24 protein-coding genes are annotated in these 25,575 nt (G+C 50.0%); 5 read left to right on the top strand and 19 right to left on the bottom strand.

Translation table 11 applies throughout. The features are described 5' to 3' along the window. Positions 1 to 56: 56 nt before the first annotated feature. The 11 genes from hydA to H8S75_RS23690 form a co-directional block, all read right to left on the bottom strand. A complete protein-coding gene (gene hydA / locus H8S75_RS23740; RefSeq protein WP_187023657.1) occupies positions 57 to 1,442 on the bottom strand; it encodes a dihydropyrimidinase in 1,386 nt (461 codons plus the stop codon). Beyond that, entirely contained in the window at positions 1,439 to 1,840 is a 402-nt protein-coding gene (gene agaF / locus H8S75_RS23735; RefSeq protein ID WP_187023656.1) for a PTS galactosamine/N-acetylgalactosamine transporter subunit IIA, read from the bottom strand. Before agaF ends, hydA begins: the two co-directional genes overlap by 4 nt. Beyond that, on the bottom strand, positions 1,837 to 2,661 hold the full coding sequence (locus tag H8S75_RS23730; protein WP_187023655.1) for a BtpA/SgcQ family protein: 825 nt from the start codon (positions 2,659 to 2,661) through the stop codon (positions 1,837 to 1,839). The genes agaF and H8S75_RS23730 overlap by 4 nt, the downstream gene beginning before the upstream one ends. 7 nt (positions 2,662 to 2,668) lie before the next feature. After that, positions 2,669 to 3,628: an IF-2B domain-containing protein gene (locus tag H8S75_RS23725; protein ID WP_187023654.1), complete on the bottom strand. Its 960-nt coding sequence runs from the start codon at positions 3,626 to 3,628 to the stop codon at positions 2,669 to 2,671. 34 nt (positions 3,629 to 3,662) lie between these two features. Next, positions 3,663 to 4,418 carry an amidohydrolase family protein gene (locus H8S75_RS23720; protein WP_187023653.1) on the bottom strand — a complete coding sequence of 252 codons (756 nt, stop codon included), beginning with the start codon at positions 4,416 to 4,418 and terminating at the stop codon, positions 3,663 to 3,665. A 14-nt stretch (positions 4,419 to 4,432) separates the two neighbouring features. Further along, positions 4,433 to 5,278, bottom strand: coding sequence for a PTS system mannose/fructose/sorbose family transporter subunit IID (locus tag H8S75_RS23715; RefSeq protein WP_055657860.1), 846 nt, complete (start codon positions 5,276 to 5,278; stop codon positions 4,433 to 4,435). Further along, the gene (locus tag H8S75_RS23710; RefSeq protein ID WP_187023652.1) at positions 5,278 to 6,021 is read right to left on the bottom strand and encodes a PTS mannose/fructose/sorbose/N-acetylgalactosamine transporter subunit IIC; all 744 of its coding nucleotides are present in this window, start codon (positions 6,019 to 6,021) and stop codon (positions 5,278 to 5,280) included. The genes H8S75_RS23715 and H8S75_RS23710 overlap by 1 nt, the downstream gene beginning before the upstream one ends. Before the next feature lie 16 nt (positions 6,022 to 6,037). Then, complete coding sequence (locus H8S75_RS23705; RefSeq protein WP_002601980.1) at positions 6,038 to 6,523, bottom strand: PTS sugar transporter subunit IIB; 486 nt, start codon at positions 6,521 to 6,523, stop codon at positions 6,038 to 6,040. Next, entirely contained in the window at positions 6,498 to 7,262 is a 765-nt protein-coding gene (locus H8S75_RS23700; protein ID WP_187023651.1) for an amidohydrolase family protein, read from the bottom strand. Before H8S75_RS23700 ends, H8S75_RS23705 begins: the two co-directional genes overlap by 26 nt. Beyond that, positions 7,249 to 8,022, bottom strand: a complete 774-nt coding sequence (locus tag H8S75_RS23695) for a GntR family transcriptional regulator (protein WP_187023650.1) — start codon at positions 8,020 to 8,022, stop codon at positions 7,249 to 7,251. Before H8S75_RS23695 ends, H8S75_RS23700 begins: the two co-directional genes overlap by 14 nt. A gap of 243 nt (positions 8,023 to 8,265) precedes the next feature. After that, positions 8,266 to 8,466, bottom strand: coding sequence for a DUF1858 domain-containing protein (locus tag H8S75_RS23690; RefSeq protein WP_002601983.1), 201 nt, complete (start codon positions 8,464 to 8,466; stop codon positions 8,266 to 8,268). A gap of 235 nt (positions 8,467 to 8,701) precedes the next feature. On the opposite strand from H8S75_RS23690, the gene pflB reads away from it, so the two are divergent. From pflB to fdxA, 5 genes are all read left to right on the top strand, one after another. Next, complete coding sequence (gene pflB / locus H8S75_RS23685) at positions 8,702 to 10,744, top strand: formate C-acetyltransferase (RefSeq protein ID WP_187023649.1); 2,043 nt, start codon at positions 8,702 to 8,704, stop codon at positions 10,742 to 10,744. Positions 10,745 to 10,775: 31 nt separating this feature from the next. After that, complete coding sequence (locus H8S75_RS23680; RefSeq protein ID WP_002601985.1) at positions 10,776 to 11,045, top strand: hypothetical protein; 270 nt, start codon at positions 10,776 to 10,778, stop codon at positions 11,043 to 11,045. A 24-nt stretch (positions 11,046 to 11,069) separates the two neighbouring features. Further along, positions 11,070 to 11,321, top strand: a complete 252-nt coding sequence (gene grcA3, locus H8S75_RS23675; RefSeq protein ID WP_002601986.1) for an autonomous glycyl radical cofactor GrcA3 — start codon at positions 11,070 to 11,072, stop codon at positions 11,319 to 11,321. Between the two features lie 85 nt (positions 11,322 to 11,406). Continuing rightward, entirely contained in the window at positions 11,407 to 12,174 is a 768-nt protein-coding gene (gene pflA / locus H8S75_RS23670; RefSeq protein ID WP_187023713.1) for a pyruvate formate-lyase-activating protein, read from the top strand. Positions 12,175 to 12,269: 95 nt separating this feature from the next. After that, entirely contained in the window at positions 12,270 to 12,440 is a 171-nt protein-coding gene (gene fdxA / locus H8S75_RS23665) for a 4Fe-4S ferredoxin (RefSeq protein ID WP_002601988.1), read from the top strand. Positions 12,441 to 12,509: 69 nt separating this feature from the next. Here fdxA and H8S75_RS23660 read toward each other — a convergent pair whose 3' ends face one another. From H8S75_RS23660 to H8S75_RS23625, 8 genes are all read right to left on the bottom strand, one after another. Then, positions 12,510 to 13,910 (bottom strand): glycoside hydrolase family 1 protein, encoded by a 1,401-nt coding sequence (locus tag H8S75_RS23660; RefSeq protein ID WP_187023648.1) that lies wholly within the window; start codon positions 13,908 to 13,910, stop codon positions 12,510 to 12,512. Positions 13,911 to 13,935: 25 nt separating this feature from the next. Continuing rightward, positions 13,936 to 14,832, bottom strand: a complete 897-nt coding sequence (locus H8S75_RS23655) for an ROK family protein (protein ID WP_187023647.1) — start codon at positions 14,830 to 14,832, stop codon at positions 13,936 to 13,938. A gap of 1 nt (position 14,833) precedes the next feature. Continuing rightward, on the bottom strand, positions 14,834 to 16,708 hold the full coding sequence (locus H8S75_RS23650) for a beta-N-acetylhexosaminidase (protein WP_187023646.1): 1,875 nt from the start codon (positions 16,706 to 16,708) through the stop codon (positions 14,834 to 14,836). A 12-nt stretch (positions 16,709 to 16,720) separates the two neighbouring features. Then, entirely contained in the window at positions 16,721 to 18,202 is a 1,482-nt protein-coding gene (locus tag H8S75_RS23645; RefSeq protein WP_187023645.1) for a sulfatase, read from the bottom strand. A 3-nt stretch (positions 18,203 to 18,205) separates the two neighbouring features. Then, positions 18,206 to 21,343 carry an alpha-mannosidase gene (locus tag H8S75_RS23640; RefSeq protein ID WP_187023644.1) on the bottom strand — a complete coding sequence of 1,046 codons (3,138 nt, stop codon included), beginning with the start codon at positions 21,341 to 21,343 and terminating at the stop codon, positions 18,206 to 18,208. A 3-nt stretch (positions 21,344 to 21,346) separates the two neighbouring features. After that, entirely contained in the window at positions 21,347 to 22,114 is a 768-nt protein-coding gene (locus H8S75_RS23635) for a response regulator transcription factor (protein ID WP_187023643.1), read from the bottom strand. Between the two features lie 5 nt (positions 22,115 to 22,119). Beyond that, positions 22,120 to 23,880 (bottom strand): sensor histidine kinase, encoded by a 1,761-nt coding sequence (locus H8S75_RS23630; protein ID WP_187023642.1) that lies wholly within the window; start codon positions 23,878 to 23,880, stop codon positions 22,120 to 22,122. Positions 23,881 to 24,009: 129 nt separating this feature from the next. After that, on the bottom strand, positions 24,010 to 25,536 hold the full coding sequence (locus H8S75_RS23625) for an ABC transporter substrate-binding protein (protein ID WP_187023641.1): 1,527 nt from the start codon (positions 25,534 to 25,536) through the stop codon (positions 24,010 to 24,012). Between the last annotated feature and the right edge of the window lie 39 nt (positions 25,537 to 25,575).

The raw sequence follows: 25,575 nt of genomic DNA, 5'->3' as shown, positions 1-25,575 counted from the left end.
CATCTCCACAGAAAAATAATGCATGTTCCAAACTGCCAGGGATAAGATTAAGATCATCAGGCCCGCCTGCAATGCTTATACGCAGCAGCGTACGGCTTTGCAAAGATCCGATGTCCACAGCCCCTACTTCCGATAAAGCGTCCGTTCTCTGCAACCAGCATCCCCCTTAGATAAACCTGTTCCGGGCGCCCTGTTATTTCAAAGCCTTCAAACGTCTCATAGTCAATGCCTTCCAGATTATCCTTCTGCGTTATAATTCCGTGATAATCCGGATCATATATCACGAGATCCGCATCAAATCCGGGAGCAATCTTTCCTTTATTTACAAGTCCTGCGTTTTTTGCCGGGGTGCTGGCAATCAGATCCACAAACCGCTGTTTAGATATACGCCCTTTGGCCACTCCCTGACTCCATAGCACTGAAATCCGGTTTTGAACGCCAGGGATTCCATTTGGTATTTTTGTGAAATCCTCCAGTCCCTCTTTTTTCTTTTCAAAGCCTCCGGCCAAAGCACAGTGGTCCGAGCTGACTGCATTCAGCCAGCCTCTGTCTATTCCTTCCCACAATGCCTCCTGATGCTCTTTTGTTCTAAGGGGCGGCGCACAGACGTATTTTGCGCCTTCAAAATCCGGCAGAGCAAGATAAGAGGTATCCAGCACCAGATAATGGGTACATGTTTCCCCAAACACAGACTGTCCTCCGGCATAGGCCTCCCTGACCGCTTCCATAGCTCCTTTTGTAGATACGTGAACAATAAAAAGAGGAACATCCGCCACTTGCGCCATGGCAATTGCATGACGAACCGCATCTTCTTCCGTAACCGGCGGTCTGGAGTAGGAATGGTTGACCGGTGCAAGATGCCCTTCCGCCTTTAATCGCTCCGTATAAAATGATATCATATCCGGATTTTCCGCATGAACCATCATGGTAATTCCGTGGCGTTTACTCTCATTCATCACCTTAAGGATTGAAATGTCTTCCATGAAGAAGGGAGTTCCTTTGTATGCCATAAACATCTTCACACAGGATACACCATGTTTGGGAAGCTCTTTTATCTGATCCGGCGTATCCGGCTGCATATCCATCACCATGGAATGAAAACCAAAATCCACGCAGGATATGCCGGTGGCCTTAGCCGCATGTTTTTCAACTGCTGTTCCCAGAGAATCACCTTTCTCCTGAGGAACAAAGTCAACAATGGTTGTCGTCCCTCCGACTGCTGCCGCCTCTGTTGTTTCAAACAGTCTTCCCCCGAAAGAGCCAAAATGAGTATGCTCATCCACGCCTCCCGGGAAAATGTACTTGCCGGATGCATCAATCATATCATCGGCCAATTGATCCAGGTTCTTCCCAACGGCCACTATGGTTTCCCCATCAATCAGAATGTCTCCCTTAAATTCGGATTCCGCAGTCAAAACTGTACCATTTTTTATCAGCTTCATAGCATGTCCTTATGAAATCGAACGATTTGCTCTTTTCCTGCTTCCATGGAAGACTGAATAAGATCTTCACTGTCGTCAGAATTCATACGTCGGAAAATCAGTTCCACCAGCATTGGCACATTCGTCCCTGAAATAACATTCAGCCTCTCATCCGAAACAGCGTAAGTAACTGCCGATTTAAACGGAGAACCGCCGGTAATATCCGTCATAATTACTATTTTTTCACAGTCCTTCAGATTATCCAGCTTTTCCCTGTAGTCATCCTCCAGAGCTTCCTGTGATTCTCCCTGCAGAAAATCAATATACTCATAGTTTTCCGGTTTTCCAACTACCAGCTCCAGCATGCTGGTAATACCCGACGCGAAATTTCCGTGCCCTGCAACAATGATTCCTATCATAATTTCTCCTCATCTCTGCTGTTTTCACGCAGTTTCCGAGCTGTCTTCACACCTTCCATGAACTGTCCAGCCCGTTCCGGGTCAATTGGATTTCTCATGTTTCCATTTTTTACCCATGTTCCCACACTGACGCCATCGTAATACTGCAGAATCTCGCTGATATTATCCCCAGTTGCGCCGGAACTTAAGAAAATAGGAATTTTGCTGCCCAGACGTTTTCGTACACTCTTAATAATTTCAATACTCTCTTCGCAGCTCTGTCCCCCCAAAAAGAGCCCGTCTGCAAATGCATTCATCACTGTGTCCCATGCATTGTCAACAATGCTCTTTCCCGCCAGCTGTTCATAGTGAACTTCCTGTACATCCGCGTAAACCGGAATATGGGACCCGATTCTTTTCTTAAACTGGCAGATGTCCACGCACTGTGCTTCCAGCATACCGGCATACCCGACTTCCACTCCGGTATAGGTGTGCTCCACCCGGATAAAATCTGAGCCTGCCGCAGCTGCCACTGCCAACGAAGCTACGCCATCCCAGTTGACCAGAATCCCCTGTATCATATCCGGGTATTTTCTTCTGCACTCCATTGCCAGAGCGGTCATATAAGCAACCGTCTCCGGGAGTGCCTGCTGCCGGACAGGCGCATCGTTCCGGTTCTGAATAATATATCCGTCAAAACCATTGGCCTGAATCATCTCAATTTCTTTTAATGACACAGCGACAATCTCTTCAAACGGCATTCCATCATGCCGAAAACTTCCCGGAAACGGCTCTGGCTGTATCATGGCCAGTGCCACTGGAAATTCTTTACCACACATCATACCGCTCTCACACCTCCTCTAAAAAACGCGCATATTCCATCGCCTCATGAAAGAAGGCAGAAGACGGAATAATCCCCTTCTCGGTAATTAATGACCGGATGTACTCCGGAGCAATTTCCAATAGCTTAATCCCTCTAAAATCTACCCTTTCCTTCGCCTCCGTATCCCACGCTCCTGCCAATCGGGGACCGTAGTCAAACGGCATGGGCGACAACCTGTTATATCCATAGACAGGCCGTGTATCCACCTTAATCATCGGAGTCAGTACATAAAGAGGTATCCCGATCTGACGGCACAGAATGGCCAGTATATCCGACCCTACTGTGTTAAAAACCGTACCATCAGGATAAACGGTTTCCGCCCCCATAAATGCTGCCTGACACTTTTTTAAAGCTACCAGCATCGTTGTATCAGGAATAAAATGAACCTCGTGCCCCGCTTCTACCGCGGTTTTTACGAAAGGCCTCCCCCCATCAAGCGCCCGGCTCTCCGGTATATAGATGGTACGTTTTCTTCCCAGTTCCGCAACAAAACGATCCACTGTACTGGAATAGTCAAAAATCATAATCGTATCCAAGTTTTCCGCAATATGAACACCATAAGAGATCAGTGTGTCCATATCCTTTGCGGCCTCCGCTCCGTAAGCGTTAATCCGAGTTGCAATACGCTCCCGTATCTCCCGTTCCCCTGCGTTCTCAAGGTCATCCAGGCCTTTTATATAATAGCATATCGCGTTATAAATCGCCCGGCTCTGCTGCCCTCTTGTTTCCATAAAGAAGCGGGCTATTTCTCTCACCTTATAGAGAACGCTTTTTCCATTCTCCGACTCGTCCTCAGCAGTCAAAAGCATAATTTCCCCTATCATACGAATATGATTATTAGCACCGAGGACGCGGCTGTTTACGATATCGTCAAACAGTTTGGACGACTGGTTATTCAACAGTTGTCGCACTTCTTCTTTATTCATGATACTCCCTCTTCCCTATTTATATTGTAGCCAGCTACTCAGCCGTGCCTCCTCCTGCCTTCGAAAAACAGGAAAGCAAGCGCTCTGCGTTCTTGCAGAACATGCACTCCTTCAGTTCTTCAGGAAGCTTAAGTAAATCAAAGGTATGAACCGAACATACCGTCAGTTTATCCGGATAGTGGCTTCCAAAGAGAAAACGTTCCTTCGGTATCTGACTGAAAGCCTTTCTCAAAATAGGAAATTCGTACATACAGGAGGTTTCCACCATCAGATTCTCATATTGGGGAACCAGCTCCACGCAGCCATAGCCAAAGTCCGTGGTTCCCATATGAAGAAGAACCATCGTCATATCGGGATGGCGTTTGGCATAATACGCCCATTGCGCCGGCATGGTACGGCAGCCCCAGCCCGTGAATACATTCACAGGCATGTGGTTTGCCGCCGCTATTTCGATAATCGTGTCAAGAACCGGCATAGTCTCCGGATAGTAACAGTGTTCCATGGAATCCAGCTCGATGGTTTTAAAGTATCCGGAAGCCGCAATTCGTTCCATCTCTTCAACACAGCCGCGTTCCTTCGGATTAATCACTGCAGACCCAATGATCCGATCCGGATTGGCTTTTACCAGCTCTGCCACTGCGCTGTTCTGCTCTCTCGTGGAAAATCCGGCAAGCGCGGATACCACACGTTTATCAATCTGGTTTTCCTCCATGTCCTGAAGCAATGCAGCCGTATCATATTGATTTGTATCCCGATCCCATTTTATATGGGAATGATAATCAATAATCATCTTTTACTCCTTAACTATCCTAAAATTCCAACCGCATATCCGGCAATACCTACCAGCATGGTAACCAGCATCAGAACTACCGGATTCATTTTCTTCTTGTCCATCAGCCACAGCATCAGAAGCGTATACAAAAGCGGAAGAATGCCCGGAACGATCCCATCAAGAGTGGACTGAAGGCTTACCACCGTCTCTCCGGCTTTGTAAGTCCACGGAACGTTAATCGTTACAAACTTGTACACAAAACCACCAATAACTGCGTAAGCAGCAATTCCTGCCAGTCTCGTCATCTTGTCGATCAGACCGGAACTCTGCATGGCACCGACAAATTCAACACCCTTCTCGTAACCTTTAAAAATGCCAAAGTAACGGAGAAGCTGACCTACACCTGCCATAACAAGGACAAAGAGCAGCGGCCCCACCATACTGCTGTATCCGCTGGCAATCACCATGGATACTGCCAGGCCTGCAATAATAGGGCGCAGTGTTCCATGGTAAAGGGAGTCACCGATTCCCGCCAATGGCCCCATGAGCGCTGCCTTTATGGCGTTGATGCTGACCGGATCAATATCATGCTCATTTGCGTTGCGCTCCTCCATAGCTGCCGTTACACCGATGACGAAATGGGAAAGTCTCGCCTCTGTCAGGAAAAGCTCTGTATGACGCCTGTATGCTTCTTTCTTATCTTCTTCATTCTTATATACCTTTTCAATCACCGGCATCATGGAAAACGCAAAGCCCGGCGCCTCCTGCTTTTCGTAGTTAAAGCCGCTTACGAATGCCTGGGAATAGATATACATCTTCAGCAGATCTTTTTTGTTAAGTTTTGTTAAATCGGTATTTACAGTCTGATTTCCTGCCATTATGCTACCTCCCTGTCCATTTCGCGATAATAGGCCACAGCCACACATACAACTGCAATCAGTGTGATTCCAATCGGATTAATATTCAAAAAGCTGGAGAAGAAAAATCCAATCAGGAAATAGTACCAGATATGTTTCACATTAATACACTTCAGCAGCAATGCAAGTCCGACAGCACCAATCATTCCGCCGCCTACAGCCAGACCGTCGATAATAACCTTTGGAATTGCATTGATAATTGCCTGGACCGGTCCTGCGCCTAAATAGATTGCCAGGAAAACAGGTACAGAGAACAGTACGAAATTGAATACATTCGGCAGAATAAGGCAGTTCATGGTAATCCCCGTTCTGCTCCCCCGCTCGACAGCGGCCTCAAGCCTGTGCTGAGTCCATACACAGAGCACCATATTTCTGAAGTACATGCCCATCTGCCCTAAAATTGCAAGCGGCAGCGCGGTTGCCAGTGCGACCTCGGTACTGCCTGAAATACAGGCAAATGCAGTTGCAATAATCGTGCTGAATGTCTCCTCCGGCGGAAGCGCCGTACCGACAAATACCTGCCCCAAAAACATCAGCTCAATCGTACAGCCTACCATCAGACCCATCTTCAAATCCCCCATGATCAGTCCGATAATCGGTCCTATTACAATTGGTCTGTATGTAAAGAACTGTGTACAATACTTATCAAAAAATGTCAGCCATGTAACCAGCGCTACAAGGACAGCTTTCACTAACAAACTCATACGTTTCTCCCTTCTCCTATTTGGAAATGAGTGCAAGCCCGTCTATGGACTTATCATTTGGTACCGCCCTCACATCAAGTCTTATATTTTTTTCTGCAATCGCCGTTAAATTTGCTATATCCTCAGGCTCTACGTAAATATAAGGTAAAAGGCGTTTTCTCCCCACCGTTGAACGGGCATTGCTGATATTCCCCACATTAACACTCTCAATATAAAAGCCCCGTTCAAATAAATCTAATGCCGTTTTCGGGTTCCTTACGATCAGCAGTACTTTTGTATCCGACTGATCTGTCTTTAAAAGCTCAGCCGCTTTTTCAACTGATACAATTGTCAGTTTGATTTTCGCAGGAACTGCCAGCTTCAAAAGCATCTGCTGAGTCGGGTCCTTTGCCGCCATATCGTCGGCCACAAGGATCTCTCCAGCTTTCGAGTCCGATATCCACGCTGTCACAATCTGTCCGTGAATCAGCCGGTCATCAATTCTCATGTGTGATACAACCATGATGCTGCTCCTTCCTTTTCCATAACTTCTCGGCGTTCCTGTAAAATACTAACTCCAACTCCGATTCGTTAAGCCCCAAATGATACAACTTCTCGATTTCAATATTGGTCGGTTTATATGGCCAGTCGGTTCCAAACAGAATTCGTTCCGGTCCCAGAACCTCCACTGCTTTTCTAAGTATGTCAATTTCCATATTCGCTGACGTCTCTACCCAGAAGTTATCCAGATCCCGGATTGCCTCTATACAGCTGTATCCAAACTCCCGGCCGCAGACATGGGTAAATACAAACCGCATATCCGGCCTTCGCTTCGCATGTTCGATCCAGACAAACGGTGTACACAAAGGGCTTGCGCCTCCATGAATCTGAATATGAACTCCATATTTTCCGATCTCATCAATTACAGGACCCAGACTCGGGCAGTTCTCCACTGCGTAGCCGTGCTTCCATGACATGAACTTTACTCCGTTCATCTTCATGTCTCCCAGCGTCCGGTGAATCTCTAAAAACGCATCCGGAGCCTTGGGATCAATATCCGCGTAACCTTCAACAATACCCGGATACTGGCACATGGCTTCATAAACAAGGTCGTTCTGCGGCCTCATACCGTTTCCTGATAAAGAACAGATACCCACTTTTGTGATTCCAAACTCCCCCAGCTCCTTTACCAGCTGATCCGCGTTGTTCGCGTCTCCTGATCTGGTCTTCCCCAGATGTGAATGGAAATCATACCTTTTCACCCGTATTTCCCTCCCCTCTTACATTGGTAATATGAATATAGTATTTGTAAGAATCCGACAAGTAGGAATTCTCCGAAAATTCCACCGGTCTTCCGTTCATGTCATATGTAACCCGTTCCTTGTAGACCAGAGGCTTGCTTTCCTCCAAAAACAGCTCCCTTCGAATCTCAGAAGTCGCCATCTTTGCTTCCAGGGTCTCATCCGCGCTGCCAAGTACAATTCCATGCTGTTCTAAGTACTCATACAGCGACGTCGTAGAATCAAAGTCCTCTCCCCTGAGTGCAAATCCCAGACGGCCGCTGACATACGTCTCGTTCAGAGCAATAATACGCCCATTAAGCAGCCTGAGCCGCTTTAGGAAGTAAACCTTTTCCCCAGTTTCCACCTGAAGCATCTCTGCAATCTTAACGCTCGCCTCCACTTCCTTGCAGTGCAGAATGATAGAACCCGGTTTATCCCCCTTGACCTTAGCATCACCGCTGAAGCTGTTGAATACAGACATATCACGTTCCTTTTTCTGCGGGCATACAATCGTTCCACGCCCTTTCCGCTTAATCAGATAGCCATCATGTTCCAAATCTGATATCGCTCTGCGAACTGTAATCCTGCTCACTTCAAACATCTCCTGCATTTCTTTCTCTGACGGAATGATCTCATTCTCTTTATAAAAGCCCTCTGCTATCCTTTCTTTTATATAAGAGTACAACTGCTGGTGAATCGGTACCTTAGAATCCTTATCAAGCCTGATGGATTGTTCCATATGCTCCTCCTTGTCTGTGATGTTATAATAACATGTTATAACATGTTTGTCAACATCTTTATCTATTTCGTATATTTTTTATGATATCATTTTATCATATATGGAAAATAATTACAAATGCGTTAAACTTATCATAACAGGCAACCCACCCCACTATCTTGTTATAACGTATAAATGTTTTTTTGCAAAATAAAAAGCACCGGCCATCTCAAAGAAAACGGCCGGTGCTCCTATAAAGTTTTTCTATCTATCAGCAAGAACTTCATTAATCTGATTAACCAGTGTTTCACAGTCAATTCCATGAACCATACATGCTTCTTCTAAAGACTCACCCTGAGAAGCCGGGCAGCCAAGACAGTGCATGCCAGCGCGCATTAAAATCGGTGCAATGCAATCATCCATCTGGATCAGAGCGCCAATTAACATATCTTTACTAATCTGCATCGTGTATTCCTCCTTTAAAAATGTACATACTGTTTCTATAATATAATACTTTTCTTCCGAAATAGCAAGGGATTGTCCAGCCATTTTTGTAAAAATTTTATCATGACTAGGACTTGACGTGTATACAGTATTCAACTATAATATATTCATACAAAAGTTGTATGAATTATAACTTTTGGCAGCACTCGTTCATTATTTTTACTTATAAATAAGCAATCAACGGAGGTACAACATTATGAGACCAGAGTGGAGAGATTTTAGCGGCGGCGTCTGGGAAAGAGAAATCAATGTCAGAGACTTTATACAGAAGAACTACACCCCCTATGACGGCGATGACACCTTCCTCGCAGGTCCGACCCAGGCTACAAAGGATTTGTGGGCCCAAGTTATGGATTTGACCGCAAAAGAAAGAGAAGCTGGCGGTGTGCTGGATATGGATACGAAAATTGTTTCCACCATCACCTCCCACGGCCCAGGCTACCTGGATAAAGATAAGGAGCAAATTGTAGGTTTTCAGACAGATAAGCCATTTAAGCGTTCCTTACAGCCATACGGCGGTATCCGAATGGCTGAGAAGGCATGCGCGGACAACGGCTATACCATTGATCCGGAAATCAAGGAATTTTTTACCGTTCACAGAAAGACACATAATGCAGGCGTATTCGACGCTTATACCGACGAGATGCGCGCCTGCCGTTCCAACCACATCATCACCGGCCTTCCGGATGCGTATGGCCGCGGCCGTATCATCGGTGACTACCGCCGTATCGCTTTATACGGCATCGACCGCCTGATCGAGAACAAGGAAGAGCAGAAATCTACCACACGTACCATCATGTACTCCGACGTAATCCGTGAGCGCGAGGAGCTGTCTGAGCAGCTGCGCGCACTGGGTGAGTTAAAGAAGCTGGGCGCTATCTACGGTTTCGATATCTCCAAACCGGCGGCTAATGTTAAGGAAGCGATCCAGTGGACATACCTGGGCTATTTAGCGGCTGTCAAGGAGCAGAACGGAGCGGCGATGTCCCTGGGACGTACCTCCACCTTCATCGATATCTACGCACAGAGAGATTTGGCAGAAGGCACCTTCACAGAAGAAGAGATTCAGGAATTTGTGGATCATTTTGTTATGAAGCTTCGTCTCGTAAAATTTGCCCGTACACCGGAATACAACGAACTGTTCTCCGGAGACCCGACCTGGGTGACAGAGTCCATCGGCGGTGTCGGCATCGACGGACGCCACATGGTCACAAAAATGTCCTACCGTTATTTACACACCTTACAGAACTTAGGAACCGCTCCAGAGCCGAACTTAACGGTTCTCTGGTCCACCAGACTTCCGGAAAACTTCAAGAGATTCTGTGCCAAGACCTCCATCGAATCCTCATCCATCCAGTATGAGAACGATGACCTGATGAGAGTCACACACGGTGACGATTACGCCATCGCCTGCTGTGTTTCTTCCATGCGTGTCGGCAAGGAAATGCAGTTCTTCGGCGCCCGCGCCAACTTAGCGAAGTGCCTGTTATACGCGATTAATGGCGGTATCGATGAGGTAACGAAGAAGCAGGTAGGTCCGAAGTACCGTCCGATCACTTCCGAATATCTCGATTACGATGAGGTAATGGAGGCATACAGAGACATGATGAGATGGCTGGCCCGCGTTTACGTCAACACCTTAAATATCATTCACTATATGCATGACAAATACTCCTACGAGCGCGTACAGATGGCGCTCCATGACAAGAAGGTAACCCGCTGGTTTGCAACCGGTATCGCCGGCTTATCCGTAGTGGCCGACTCCTTATCCGCCATCAAATACGCAAAGGTCAAGACCGTGCGTGATGAAAACGGCATCGTCGTGGATTATATCGTAGAAGGTGATTTTCCGAAATACGGCAACAATGACGACCGCGTTGACCAGCTGGCCAGCGAGCTTGTACACACCTTCATGAACTACGTAAAGGGCAATCACACCTACCGCGGTGGTATCCCGACCACATCGATCTTAACCATCACCTCCAACGTCGTATACGGCAAGAACACCGGCGCGACACCGGATGGCAGAAAGGCGGGCGAGGCATTTGCGCCAGGCGCCAACCCGATGCACCACCGCGACAGCCACGGAGCCGTTGCTTCTCTGGCTTCCGTTGCAAAGCTTCCATTTAAGGATGCGCAGGATGGTATTTCCAATACCTTCTCCATCGTGCCCGGCGCGCTCGGCAAGGAAGATCAGATCTTTACCGGCGATCTGGAAGTGGATTTAGACAACATTTAACTGAAAACCTGTTAAGGAAGGAAGTGCTTTTATGGCAGCCCCTGACGAAAAAAAGATTGACGATATCGTCGCCATGCTGGATGCGTTTGTATCCGGCGGCGGCGGTCATATGAACATCCGCACGGCCTCAGACGGAACGGTCAGCGCGGATACCACCACCTCAAAGACCGTCACCACCATGAATTCCTTAGACTGTGCCGCCGGCAATCTGGCCTGTAACGTGCCCACCCTGTTCGAGGGTATGGACACCGATGAGGAGGACCCGGAAAACAGTGCGACGGATTTCTCAGACAACTATTAAATACACCATTACAGGAGGAAAAACATGGCAAATACAAACATCAGTGACTCTCAGATCGACAACTTAGTATCCCTGTTAGACGGCTATGTACAGGAAGGCGGACACCACTTAAACGTCAACGTGTTCACCCGTGAAACCTTACTGGACGCTCAGAAGCATCCGGAAAACTATCCGCAGCTGACCGTGCGTGTATCCGGCTATGCGGTTAACTTCATTAAGCTTACAAAGGAACAGCAGGACGAGGTTATCTCCCGTACGTTCCACGACGCGATTTAGAACCAGAGGACACATTACGCTCCCTGTTTCAGTTCCATCAGACTGCGATATATCTTCCATCAGAAAGGCAGGCGCTCTCCGCATGATGACAGGTCAGATACATTCTATTGAAAGCTTCGGCACCGTTGACGGGCCGGGCATCCGCATGGTAGTCTTTACGAAAGGCTGTCCCATGCGCTGCCAGTACTGTCACAACCCTGACACCTGGTCGTCAGGCGGGGGCACCTCCATGACGGTCTCTGAGATCCTGGGCCAGTATGAGGCTTCCCGCCCATTCTACCGCGGAGGAGGCATCACGGTAACCGGCGGAGAACCCCTGCTTCAGATGGAATTTGTGACGGAATTATTTGAGGAGGCACGCCGGCGGGATATCCATACGTGTCTTGACACCTCCGGCGTCACCTTCCGGGACGCAGATACGGCATTCTTAGAGCAGCTGGACCGGTTACTCGCCTCCACCTGCCTCGTTATGCTCGACTTAAAGCAGATTGACGACGAAAAGCACCGTCTGCTTACAGGCCGCCCGAACCGAAATATTCTGCATTTTGCAGAGTATCTCGATCAAAAACAGATCCCCATGTGGATTCGCCACGTAGTGGTACCGGGGATCACGGACAACGAAAAAGACTTATACCATCTGGGCCGTTTTATCGGAACACTGAAATACGTGAAGGCCCTGGATGTCCTTCCTTACCACGATATGGGCAAGGTAAAATATAAGAATCTCGGCATGATTTATCCTTTGGAGGATGTGCCGCCGATGTCAAAAGAAGGCGCCGTAGCTGCAAAGAAAATCATACTTCACGGCATTAAGGATGTGCGGACTGGAGCACCAGATCTTTTCTGCTCCTAATTTTGAACAAAAACTACATCATTTTCCACTTGAATAATTTACATTTATAGTATAGAATATAGGCAAATGTATAGAATATAAGGAGGTAATTTATTATGGCATATGTTATTAGTGATGCATGCGTAAGCTGCGGAACATGTGAAGGCGAATGTCCAGTAAACGCGATTGCTGAGGGCGACGGACAGTACGTTATCGACGCTGATACCTGTATCAGCTGCGGAACTTGTGCTGGTGTATGTCCTACAGGCGCTATTTCTGAGGAATAATTAAATACATAAAGGAGCATGATCGATACCAATCCGGTATTTGGCCATGCTCCTTTTTGTTTTGCAGATTTATATTTCGATATGCAGAGAAAATCCGCCCCGTTCCGCCGTCTCCCGGAACCATCTTCCCGATTTCTTTACCGTAAGCCGGCAATTGTCCTTTCTATCCACTCTTATCATGCCATACCGGTTCTTATATGCATTCTTCCAGGACCAGCAGTCAAAGGGCGCCCATAAGTGGTATCCGAAGCAGTTACAGCCCTCCACGATGGCCTTATGAAGCCAGATTAAATGATCCCGTATGAATTCAATTCTGTAATCGTCCTCCACGACGCCATCCACTCCAATGAACTGCTCTTCGTTCTGCACGCCCATACCATTTTCCGATAAGTACCAGGGAATATTGCCGTAATTGTCGCGCAGTTGGATAGCGATTTCATAGACGGCAGGCTCATATATCTCCCATCCTCTGGAAAAATTCATCTTCTGTCCTTTATAAGTATATTCCTCAAAATACTTTTCCGGCATGAGAGGACCAGTAAACGGACTGCTCCTTCTCGTGACCCGCCTCGGATGGTAGTAATTCACTCCGAGAAAATCTACCGTATTGGCGCGGATCACCTCTAAGTCCTCCGCCCGGGCCTCCGGACAGATTCCCTCCTTCTTTAAAAGCTCCACCAGGGCGTTTGGAAACTCTCCTTTTAAAGAAGGATCCAGAAAGGATTTGTTGAACAGCAGGTCTGTAATTTCCGCACTTCTTCTGTCTTCTGCATTCTCCGGCTCTTTGCAGTAGGTAGGCGTTAGATTCAGTACAATACCGATCTGTCCCTCCCCTCCTCTCTTCCGAAACTCCTTAACCGCCATACTGCTGGCAAGCTGAAGATGGTACGATACCAGGGCCGCCCTTTTCGCATCACAGACAGCCGGATAATGATTCTTATAAAGATAGCCGCCCTCCGTTATAACAATCGGTTCGTTAAAGGTAAGCCACCGTTTCACCCTGTCTCCGAACAATTCAAAGCATTTTGCCGCGTACGCCGCAAATGCCTCCGCCGTTTCCCTGTTCTCAAAGCCGCCCTTCTCCACCCAGTACATGGGCAGATCAAAGTGATGGAGACAGAGAATCGGCTCGATCCCGCGGCTTAACAGCTCGTCAATTACCGAATTGTAAAACTCCACGCCCGCCTCATTTATGGTTCCCTCACGATCTTTTATGAGCCGGCTCCACTGAATTGAGGTGCGGTAGGAGTTCATGCCGATCTCCTTCATAAGTCCGGCATACTCTTTATATTTGTGATAGAAATCCGAAGTCACGGCTGGTCCCACACCGTCGTAAAATAACTCCGGGGCCTGTTTAAACCAGTAATCCCATTCCATCTCCGCTTTTCCGTCTCCCGGAAAGCTGCCCTCCGACTGAGGCCCGGAACAGGCCGCGCCCCATAGAAAATCTTTACTGAACTGATACTCCATTGAAACCTCCTGCAATACTGTATTATCACCTATATAAATGGCAGTACAAAGCCCCATACAGGTTCGCCTTATTCCCAAACCGGCAGGGAACAATCTCCGGCATCAGAAATCCGAACTCCGCATCCTCCGCCAGCCGTTCCATCCGCTTATAGATTTCGGGAATGACAAAGGGCGCCTCGCTGATACCGCCGCCCAGCACGATCAGCTCTGTGTCCAGCGTAAACTGGATCTGGAACAGTCCGACAGCCATGGCCTCGTAAAATTCCTCCACCAGCCGGACCGCATCGCCGTCCCCAGCTTCGGCCAGACGGAAGAGTTCCCTGCCATCGGCACTTCTTCCCGTCAGCGCCTCGTATCTTTTTGCCTGATTCACCATCGTACAGGAACTCCACGTCCGCCTCTGTTCCCCTTCCCGGTTCACCAGATAGTTGCCAAACTCGCCTGCATTATTGGACTTTCCCCGGTATACACGTCCATCCAGAACGATGGAACCGCCGATTCCGGTGCCGCACACCACAGAGACCATATTCCGCCTGCCGGCCGCCGCCCCCTTCCACAGTTCACCGAGCGCGGCGCAGTTGCCGTCATTTTCAATAGAGACCGGAAGCCCGTTTAAGCGGCGGCTGACCGCTTCGGTAAATGGGAAACCATGGATATACGGGATCGCACTGATCCCCCCTACCACGCCCGTGCGGATGTCCACGGCTCCGGGAGAACTGACAGCAATCCCCGCAATGCGTGAATCTGCCGCTTTAAGTTCCGCCTGCACCGTCTCATACACCCGCCCCATCTCCTCAAGCATTCTCTCCATGCCTTCCTTCGGCGTCGGAAAGGAACCCGTACTGTCAAATTTCCCTTCTTTATCCGAAACGGCAAATTTGACAGAAGTCCCTCCCAGATCAAAAATCAGGTAAAGATCCATTTTATTTTCGCTCCCTCAAATAATCTCCATACCACACTATGATCTCCTGAATCCTTCCAAGCTCCGATTCCCGGCTCACACTGCGGTACAGCTCCTTATAATGGTACAGCCACACCTCCAGACGCTCTGAAAGCGCCCAGGTATCCGGCATAACGTCATACTCCGCGCCGTAATCCCATTTTGTGATTACCTTTCCCAGCTCGTTAAACAGGCCGATTCCTTCAACTGCTATGACATATTTCTTCACCATTTTCCGGCTTCTCCTGTCCATGTGGGGCAGAAGTCCGTACAGCTCTCCTGTAATTTCTTCGAGACGCCGGTTCTTTTCACCGACTCCATCCATGGATTCCATGTGTTCCTGTAAATACTGCCTGTGGTCGGCGTCATATTCCGGCGCGGCGCCTGTCTTAAGCTCCTTAAACCGGACCGCCATCTCCCATGTGAAGCCATGAAGCTCCTGGGTCTTTGCCAGCATACCCACCAACCGCCCGGTGGAATCATCGTATTCCAGGATTGAAATCTGGCGGTTCATCTCTTCCCATGCAGGGGGCTGTACATTCCAGGAGCACGCGGCCCCGTAAATCATCCCCGGTATGCTGAATTCCGGATGATTGATATGCAGGAAATCTCCCCAATCCGTATTCAGCACTCCGACCGCCTCGTATTTCCGGGCGTAATCACACATGATTTTTATATTGCAGTACGCGTTCTCATACAAAGGAATCAGATGGTTCCAGCCGCATACACCCGGGCAGAGATACTGGACCGCTCCGGCCGCATCGAGCGCCCTCGTCTCATCCTCCCTCTGGTTTTTCGCGTATCCCCAGTTTAAGCAGATGGTCTCCGCTGGAAGCTCCTTTAGAAGCTCCGGCTCTCCGGCAATGACATCGCCCCAGAACATGGGCCGCTTTCCGCAGGAAATCACGCATTCACACAAATCCTTTACGTAATTAATATAGAGCCTGTGAACTCCCAGCCTCTCTTTCAGACCGCTGCTCCTTCCTTTTCCCAGATCAAAGGTCTCATCGGCACAGATATTGAATTGACCAGAAGAGAACAGGGCCGCGAATTCTCTGATCTTTCCCTTGATGAACTCCAGGCTTTCCGGCGACGACACGTTGATCGTATGGTGATGCATCCGTCCCCTCAGCGAGAACGGCATGGATTCTGAGCCTTCCAGCTCACACAGATGGCTGTAATGCTTCGAGCCCAGGATTTTGTACAGGTGCCCGAAGGTGGACAGGGAAGGGACCAGCTCGATCCCGCGGTCGAGACAGTACCGGTCCAGCTCCAGTATATCTTCTGCGGTCAGCGGCGTGTCATCTCTCCATATTTCGCTGAAATCACGAAACAGGAATGTGTGCTCAATATAGAGCTGCATCTGGTTCAGCTTATAACGCGCCATCCGGTCGGCCAGCTTTTTCAGCCAGTCAAGCTTTGGCACTCTTCCTCTTGTGACATCGTGGTAAAAGCCGCGGTTCCTAATGTCCGGCCTGTCGTGAATACTCATTGCCGGAAGTACGGCGCCCTGCTGCCCTGCCATCTGCAGGATCGTCTGCATTCCATGCCACAGCCCTTTCTCACCGCCGGTGAGAATGATCCCTTCCGGCCGGATTTCCAGAGTATAACCCTGTCCCAGTACGTCCTCCGGCCCCAGCGCCTCCTCCCGGCGCAGAATGATATCTCCGTCTCTTCCTTTTCCCCTGGTCAGAGCTGGCCGATAGCCGGTCTCTTCCTCCAATGCATCTAAAAATAGCATTGCCTGCTTTGTCAGAAGCGGTCCGCAGGACTCATCCAGCACCAGATAGCTTCCATAGCCTATCGTAAACTCTCCATCTCTTCTTTCAGCCTTTTTTGGCTGCGGTATTAAAATCATCGGTTTCTCCCCTTATTCCTGTCCCTCAAACTCTTCCCTGTACTGTTCCTTAAGAAGCGGGATCCCGTACGCTCTCCCCGTCTCCTCCAGCCGCTTTTCATACGCTTCCAGGCGGCCTCTGCAGTGCTCCGGCCCGCCTTCCCGCATCACAGTCCACATGGGATCACGGTCTGAATCTGACTGTTTCATCATCCGCTCCGTCCAGTCTAAAAGCAGCCGTGCCCCGCGGCCGCAAAGCTCCGGACGCTCTTCCGCCAGATTATGCAGCTGATGGGGATCGCAGTCCAGATCAAACACCATCTCCTCCGGCAGGAGATGGTATCCTCCGTGGATGGTGCGGATATAGATATAGTGGTCAAACCGGACGCTTCGCTGACATACGTGGGCGCACTGAGTCAGCACCGCCGCGGTTCTCCCGCACTCATTTCCGCCCAACAGCGGTTCCTTGAAGGAGACGCCGTCGTACCGGTAGTCCCCAAAAGTCTCCGTGCCTAAAAGCGCCTTCACCGTGGGGAGCAGATCCGTATTGTCATAAAAGCCCTTGATACGTCGTCCGCCTTCGGCCCCCGGCCATTTGATGATTAGCGGAATATGGCATACCGGCTCATCGGCCATGCCGTGTTCTCCATAGACCCCGAATTCTCCCAAATCCTCTCCGTGGTCCGCGGTAATGATAATGGCCAGATCGTCTCCGTAAAGCCCGTGCTCCTTAAGCCACGCCACGATCAGTCCAATATTGTCATCAGTGAACCGCACACTGTCATCATAAAGGTCAATAAAATGCTTCGCATCGCCCCTTGTCTTCAAGCTGCCGGGATGCTTCGGCCAACGGCTGAAGGTCTCATCATTCCACATATTGATTTCATTGGCGCCGTGAGGGCCGATGTGCCGCAGATGTTCCTCAAAAATTTCATCCGTAATCCAGTCGTCCGGAAGAGGCTCATCCTGAAATCTGCTCTTCACCCCCTCCGGAGTGCGGTACGGCGTATGCGGATCCCAGTAATGGACGTGAAGAAACCAGTCCTCCATCTCCCGGTTCCTTTCTAACCAATTAAGGACTGCCGGTGTGACCATGTCAGCCGACTCCCCGCCCCGGAGTCCCGGATTATAATACTCATCCAGGCCGGAGAGAAACCACCAGGCCGAGTGGCGCTCTGCAAAGCTGGAAAATGAGACTGTGTGAAGTCCGGCCCTCTTAAACTGCATGAAAAGCCCATTCTCCGACGCCAGATCCGTAAAGCTCCGCGACTCGCCCTGAAGCCGTAAATCCGCCGCCGTACCACCGTGTCCCACAATGCCGTTATGTATTCCGTAAAGCCCGGTCACCATCGACGCTCTGGAGGGAAGGCAGGGGGCATTGGGACAGTAGTACCGGTCAAAGCACACGCCTTCTTTCGCAATCCCATCTATAACAGGCGTAGTATCCCTCCCGTAGCCATAGCAGCCCATATGATCGGCCCTGAGTGTATCAATGTCAAACAGAATTACTTTCATTGCTTAAAACACCACCTTATACGTCTTAATCTCATACGGCTTAATGACAAAGGAAAAGCCATCCTCGTCAATCATAAGGCCGCCTGCCTCTTCAACAGGTTCCTCCAGCAGGTTGCATTCCGTCACTGTCACCGGTGCACAGGAAAGGTTCACTTTCGCGTTCACCCTTTTATTCCGGCTCTCGTAGAGACGCAGGATGATGCCGTCTCCATCCTCGCTCTTCTTCACGGTCTCCAGGACCACGGAATCCCCCTTTACGCCTGCAAATCCATAGGATTCCCCGGGCATTCCTCCGTTTACCGCCGAAAGCGGCTGGTTTAAATCCGCAGCTTCCTTCTGGGTATCCGCCTCCCTCCACGTTCCCTGATGAGGATACAGCGAATACGTAAATACGTGCTCCTCGTTGTCCGTGTCAGGATTCGGTTCGATGCCCGATTTGATCAGCGTCAGCTCTATACAGCCCTCACGGACAGAATGGCCGTACTTGCAGTCATTTAACAGACTGACCCCATATCCGCTCTCCGATACGTCCATCCACTTATGGCCGCAGCTCTCAAAACGGGCTCTGTCCCAGCTCGTATTGGTATGGGTCTTTCGCACCACGTTGCCGAACTGGATGTCAAACGCCGCCTCGTCCGTATGGACATCTACCGGGAAGCCAGCCTTTAACAGGTACTGGTGCTCCTTCCAGTCCACCCAGGTGTTAAAATCAATTCTGGGGCTGTGGGCATAGAATCGGATGTCCTGTATCATGCGGGAATGCATGAAGCTTCGGTTCACTGTGATCTGCAGACACAGCGGCCCCTCTGACGTAACTGCAATCGACGCCGGCTCATCCAAATCCCAGTATTTCTCCGTATAGAACACATCGATATCCCAGTTATCATAATAAATCGGCTTATCCTCGTAAATCCTCAGACGGTTCCCCGCCTCGCCCGCCTTCCATACCTGACGGTCCTCCGAAAGGTCAAGAAGACTCGTAAAGCTTCCATCCGCCGCCATATCCACTTTTGCAAACGGCGTAGTAATCACGAAGCCATCCGCGGTCTTTAAGACGGAAAACGGCGTATCCACGACGCCCCCGGCCGCCTCACCAGCCGTACCGCCGTCCGCTTCCCACACCGCGCCATACACGGAATATCCCTTGGAGGGAATCTCCCCCGTCAGTGAATACCGAAGGCCGCCGATCTCTTGGCTGGGAAGCGGCTCCCCTTTATCTGTCAATGATGTCACCCCATCCGGAAGAACCGTCAGGCTGCTGCGTGTAAATCCCAGCGTATTGAATACGGTCACGCCGTTTCCGACACCCGCCACGGCTTCCTTCCGCTCTTTGAGCAGACGGCCGCCTTCCTCCGCAAGCTGCTCATACTCACGCTTCGTCACCTCATAGACTTCCTTAATTGATGATCCCGGGAGAATATCGTGGAACTGGTTTAGCAGCACCATTTTCCACAGCCTCTCCAAATCCTCCGCCGGATAGGCCGCCCCCCTTTTCTCTGCCAGTACGGACAACAGCTCTAAGTCCATGAGAAGCAGCTCGCTCTTTCTGTTTGACCGCTTATTCCTGGCCATGGACGTATACGTTCCCCTGTGATACTCAAAGTAAAATTCTCCGGTCCACGTGTGGAGCCGCCTGCTGTCCTTCACCCGCTCGGAAAGCTCCGTAAAGTAAGTGAGGGAACTCTCCTGGCGCACCTTCGGTATGCCGCGGATTCCCTTTTCCATCCTCCTGCCCGTCTCCAGCATCTCCCTGGTTGGGCCGCCGCCTCCGTCGCCGTAGCCGAAAGCAATCAGAATGTCATTGTTCATCTCCTTATTCTGATAGCGCTGCCAGCCGCCCATAATCGCGTCCGGATGCAGAATTCCGTTATAGGTGGTAAAGAAGCGATCCACGCTCTGCCCGACTCCCAAGGTCGAGATGAGATGGGTCAAAACCTTCGTCCCGTCGATTCCTTCCCACAAAAGCGTGTCGTCCGGCACCTTGTTAAACTGGTTCCAGGAGAGCTTCGTCGTCATAAAATAGTCGATCCCACATTTCTTCATGATCTGGGGCAGGGCGCCGGAATAACCGAATACATCCGGAAGCCACAGCACCCGGCTGTCCACGCCGAATTCCTCTTGAAAGAACCGTTTGCCGTATAAAAACTGGCGCACCAGACTCTCTCCGCTGGTTAAGTTGCAGTCGGCCTCCAGCCACATGCCGCCTTCCGGCTCCCAGCGGCCTTCTGCCGCCCTTCTCTTAATCTCCTCATAAAGCTCCGGGTACCGTTCCTTCACAAATGTATAGAGGACCGGCTGGCTCGACATGAACCGGTATTCGGGATATTCGTCCATCAGCTCCAATACCGTGGCGAAGCTGCGGGCCGCCTTCTCCCGGGACTGGGCAACTGTCCACCACCACGCCACGTCGATGTGGGTATGCCCGATGCAGGTGGCAATCACCGTATCGTCGCCCGCCAGGTCCTCATACAGCGCCTTTGCGATATAGGCCCGCGCCGCCTCCACCGAGCGGTAGAAATCGTTGGAGTAGACGTCCCGTAAGTCCAGAAGGCTGATCGTGTCATTTAACACAGTCAGGATATCAATGGCCGTCTTTCCCTCCTGATCCATCCGGTCCATGGCCCATAACGGCACCTGGATATCATAATAAAGATCCTTAACCGGTTCTGACACTTCCTCCACATCCGCCATCAAACGAAATTCCGGATGAAGGGTGCCTGAATACGCCTGCAAATCAACCGTCACGGTCTCTCCCGCCATCGCCGCACGAGAAAGCAGGACCTCCCTGTGGTTCATATCGGCTCCCTGTACCACCTCTCCGTTCAGAAACACGAGAAACTGCGGATTCTTGGCGTCATCCCACTCCTCAATCTGGGTACGGATGCGAAGCCATAAGCCCTTCCCGTCATACTCTTCCGGTATTGTAAATACGGTTCGGAACCAGTAATGGCGGTCCGGACCGTACCAGTGCATCAGGCGGCCGTCAAACGGTTCCCAGCCTTCCTCCGCCAGGTCGGCCTCCTCCGGCCGTAAAAAGAAGCCTTCCTTCACCTTCCAGTCGGACAGCTGATATTTCCGGACAACCATTAATTTTTTTAGTTTATTGGCGATTACCTCCGCCCTCTCCCTTGCAAAAATCATATGTCAATTCCTTTCTGAGCCCCGTATTCTCATCTCGGACGGGGTGGTATGGTAATATTGGTTGAATTGCTGGTAAAAATAATTCATATTCGTGTAGCCCACAGAGGCCGCGATCACCGCGATCTTCTCATCACTGTTTACGATCTGCTCCCTGGCCATACAGAGCCGGTAGCACATCAGGTATTCCGAAAACTTCATTCCTGTTTCCTTGATAAATATCTGTCCCAGATACGTGGAATTCATGCGAAACTTATCGGCTATGATCTTCAGCGAAATATGGCCGCCGTACTCAGCCGCCACCATCAGGACAATCTTATGGATCAGAGGCGACATGGCCTCATATTCTATCTTCAGGATGGGATCACCGTTCTTCTGCTCCGCTTCCGGCAGCGTGCCGTGAAGCTGTTCCATGATGACCTTGCGGATACACGCTTCCAGCTCCTCTGCTCCCACCGGCTTCAGTAAGTAATCCAGCGCTCCGCAGCGAAGGGCCTCCCTCACATAGTGAAAGTCATCGTATCCGCTCATCATGATGTAATTCGAATGAATGCCAAGGCCGCTTAAGCACTCGATCAGCTCATATCCCATGTCATTGCCGATTCTGACATCTACCAGACAAATATCCGGATTCCAGTCTATGATGTGTGACATGACCTCCAGAGATGTTTTTGCAGTCCAGATCCGCCCCACGCCTAATTTCTCCCAGTCCAGAAGGCGCTTTACGCCCTCCAGTACATTGGGCTCATCATCTACAATCAGAATCGTATACATGCGGCCTACTCCTTTCCCGGCAGCGCCGGAAGGAAAATATCGATTTTCAATCCGCCTGCCGCCTGATTTTTAATATTCATCGAGAACGCTTCCCCATAGAAATAGCTGAGCCTCATATAGACGTTGCGCAGCCCGATATCCGCCCCGGGGTCGTCCCCGCCTTCCACCATATTCTTCCTGATCTCCAAAAGGCGGTCCTCCAAAATCCCCCGGCCGTTATCCGACATGGTAACCAGGATTCCCTCCTCTTTCTTAACCGCCTCCAGCATCAACAAATTAAATTCGCTCTCCTGGTCCATACCGTGGTTGAAGAAATTTTCCGCCAGAGGCTGAAGCCAGAAGGCGATGGTATCCACGTCCTTTGCCTCCTCCTCAATATCCACCCGGTACACAAAGGTATCCGCGAAGCGGAGGGACATGAGCTTTAAATACATCTCCAGGACCTCCACTTCCTTTTGCAGAGAAATCACCTCCGGACAGCGGATCAGAGTCCGGTAGAGTCTTCCCAGTCCCTCGATAGCCTCCGCCGTCTCCCTGTCCTTTAGTACCAGCGCTCTGGCCCTTATACTTTCCAGGGTATTATATAGGAAATGCGGATTAATCTGATGGCGCAGCGCCCTCATCGCCGTCTCCTGCTGCTTCAGCTTCAGCAAATACTCCTTACGGATATATCCGTCCAGTTTGACGCTCACCTCCGACAACGCGTCGGCAATCAGCGTGTATTCATTGTAGTGGCCGCCCCGCTTCATGACCATGGTTCCCACCTCTACAAAAGAACCGTGTTCCATGGTCTTGAGCATATCCATGATATGGGAGAGAAACCGGGCCTCGCTCTGCAGATTGAAAAAGGCAACCACGACAGCACCGGCTGCCAGCACAAGGACGGTCACGGCCAGCGTCGCGGCTCCCGCCCCGTTCGCCCGCCAGAGAGAGACGATGTCCACTGCCGAAATGTACTCACTGTCCCCGGATGAGTTGACGAATTCAAAATGGAAAACCGGAAGCCTTCCTTTCCATAGAAACCAGCCCTGAAACGCCTCCTTTTCGGAAGCCGTCAGAATCCACTCCCGTTCCCGTTCTCCCTTTACATTTTCATAGGATATCATCTTTCCCTTGATCAGGGCCCAGTCATACGCCTGGCTGCTTCCCTTGTAAATATCCTTCGATGAGCCGTAAAATGTCAGTGTTCCGAGACTCTTCATGACGGAATCCGGACTCCTCACTTCAAAGGATTCCAGCACCGTATCCCTGTCCGTCCTGTCGATCAGCTGCCATTCCCCTCTCAATCCATACGTTACCCTCATATTCCCGGAGAGATTATCCAGCCATATGATTTTTAATCCCTCCGGCGACCGGACCGTAACCGCGTTTACTTTCAGCTGGCTGTTGACAAACAGCTTCCGCATGTCACCGGGCAGCCAGGCGATCTGCGTGTTGGAACGCGCGCTGTTCTCCTCCCTGAGTCTCGTATAATCCTGCTCGCTGGTGCTCTCAAACAGAGTCTTTGTATCCTCCATCAGACTCGGCTTTGCATAAATGCCGTTCACATAATTTTCTAACTGTTCCGACCTGTCTCTTTTCTGCTGCTCCAGGGTCATAAAACTGGATTGTACCTCCTGCCACCGGTTATCCGCCCATATGGTTGTAAAAAAGCAGAGCGCGAAAATCAGGCAAAACAGGGATATAAAAATAATAGAACAGACCGTGCCTGTAAAACGCCTTCTGTATACACTGATTTTCAAGAATGAACCTGATGTCTTTTTCATAAGCTTTTCCCTCTGTCCGTTCGTTTTCTTTTCTGCCAATTATTAATTATACAGTCGTTTTCTTCGATTCACAAGCAGATGCCATTAGCCGCATCCGGTCTGTTCTATATTTTGTTCTGCATTTACTTATCAGTTGTAAAACTCGTTGATCTGCTTCTGTGCCTCCTGGATGATCGTATCAAACCCTGCGGCCTTTAATTCCTGGATCACGGCCGGAACCGCTGTCTCCGGGTCGGAAGCGCCGGTTAACAAGTCGTATTTGTACTTCTGCCATACGGTCAGACAGTTGGACATCTCATTCTGGATATTGGTCAGATCGAGGGAGAAACCTAAGCAGGAAGAGGAAACCGCTTCCTCGTTCTGTTTCTTTACCTGATCCCACTGATCCGGGTCCGCATCCTCCGTAATGGACATGTTGAAGAAGGTTCCCTGCGTATAGGCGGCAAGCGGCCATGTATCCGTCTGCTTCTCAATAACGCCGTCGCCCACATATTTGAAGGTTTTATCCGGCACACCATATGCCAGCATATCGCGTAATTTGGAGTCGGTATTCACGAGCTGCAGGAATTTCAGGCACTCATCCTTATATTTGGAGTTTATGGAAACGGCGTTCATGGAGCCTTGGATGGTATCGGTAGAATAGAGCGGGCCGAATACCTTAAACGCATCATACTTCTCCACACCGTTTAATACCTGCCATGTGGCAACCGCGCTGGGCCAGCCCTGTGCGGAAGAAAATGGAAGCTTCTTCTGCGGCTCGGTCAGAACATTCGCATCCGGATTGATGATGCCATCCATATACCATTGATGAAGCAGCTTTAAATTCTCCATGATATCCGGCTGGTCCAGAGTACAGATCACGGTTCTTGTCTGGTCATCTACCTTTACGCCGAGAGGCTGCAGGCCGGAGGTCAGGCCGTCATATTCGTTAAAGAATCCATTAAAGGGGCTTCCCTGTGACATCTGAAGCGGATAGAAGCCCTTGCCCTCTCCCTCCTTCATATCGCGGAACGGCTTATCTAAGTCCTGCATCGTCTTGATCTGATCCAGATCAATGTTGTACTTCTGCACGTACTGATCATCAAAATACCAGAACTGTGCCATGGAGGAATCCTTATAGGTGGGAACGGAATAAACCTTTCCTCCAATGGTCACGCCCTTCCAGAGCTGCTCCGGAATCATTTCATAAAGCTCCGGCGCCACCGACTGGAGCTTGTCGGATATATCTTCGAACGCACCCATTTTCACAAAACGGCTGTAATTCGTATTGTTTACAAACATCATGTCAAAATACTCACCCGAGTTGATGATGGTGTTCATCTTCTTCTCGTAATCGCCCCATCCGGCCACCTTCAAATCCAGCTTTACATGGATCTTCTCCTCCAGATACTCGTTAATCGCGGCAATATCCTGATCAAAATCACTGGGCGTGGTTCCCCCCACGGTCCAATATACCAGAGTCGGAATGTCGCCCCCGGCTGGATCGGCCGCAGCCGTATCCTTCGCAGACGCACCATCTTTTTCCTCCGTGTCTCCCGCGGGAGTCCCCGTCTCTTTCGTATCTGTCTTAGCCGCGCATCCGGTTATGGTGCCGACGGCCAGCAGAGCGGCCAAACCGGCCGCAGCCGCTTTTTTCCATACATCTGTTTTCTTCATAAACAATCCTCTTCTTTCCTGATTATTCTATTATCAACG

The organism is Hungatella hominis, assembly GCF_014288005.1.
In the GTDB taxonomy this organism is placed as follows: domain Bacteria; phylum Bacillota; class Clostridia; order Lachnospirales; family Lachnospiraceae; genus Hungatella; species Hungatella effluvii.
Note: the sequence above shows the minus strand (reverse complement) of the source record. Positions and strands in the feature narration are given on the sequence as shown.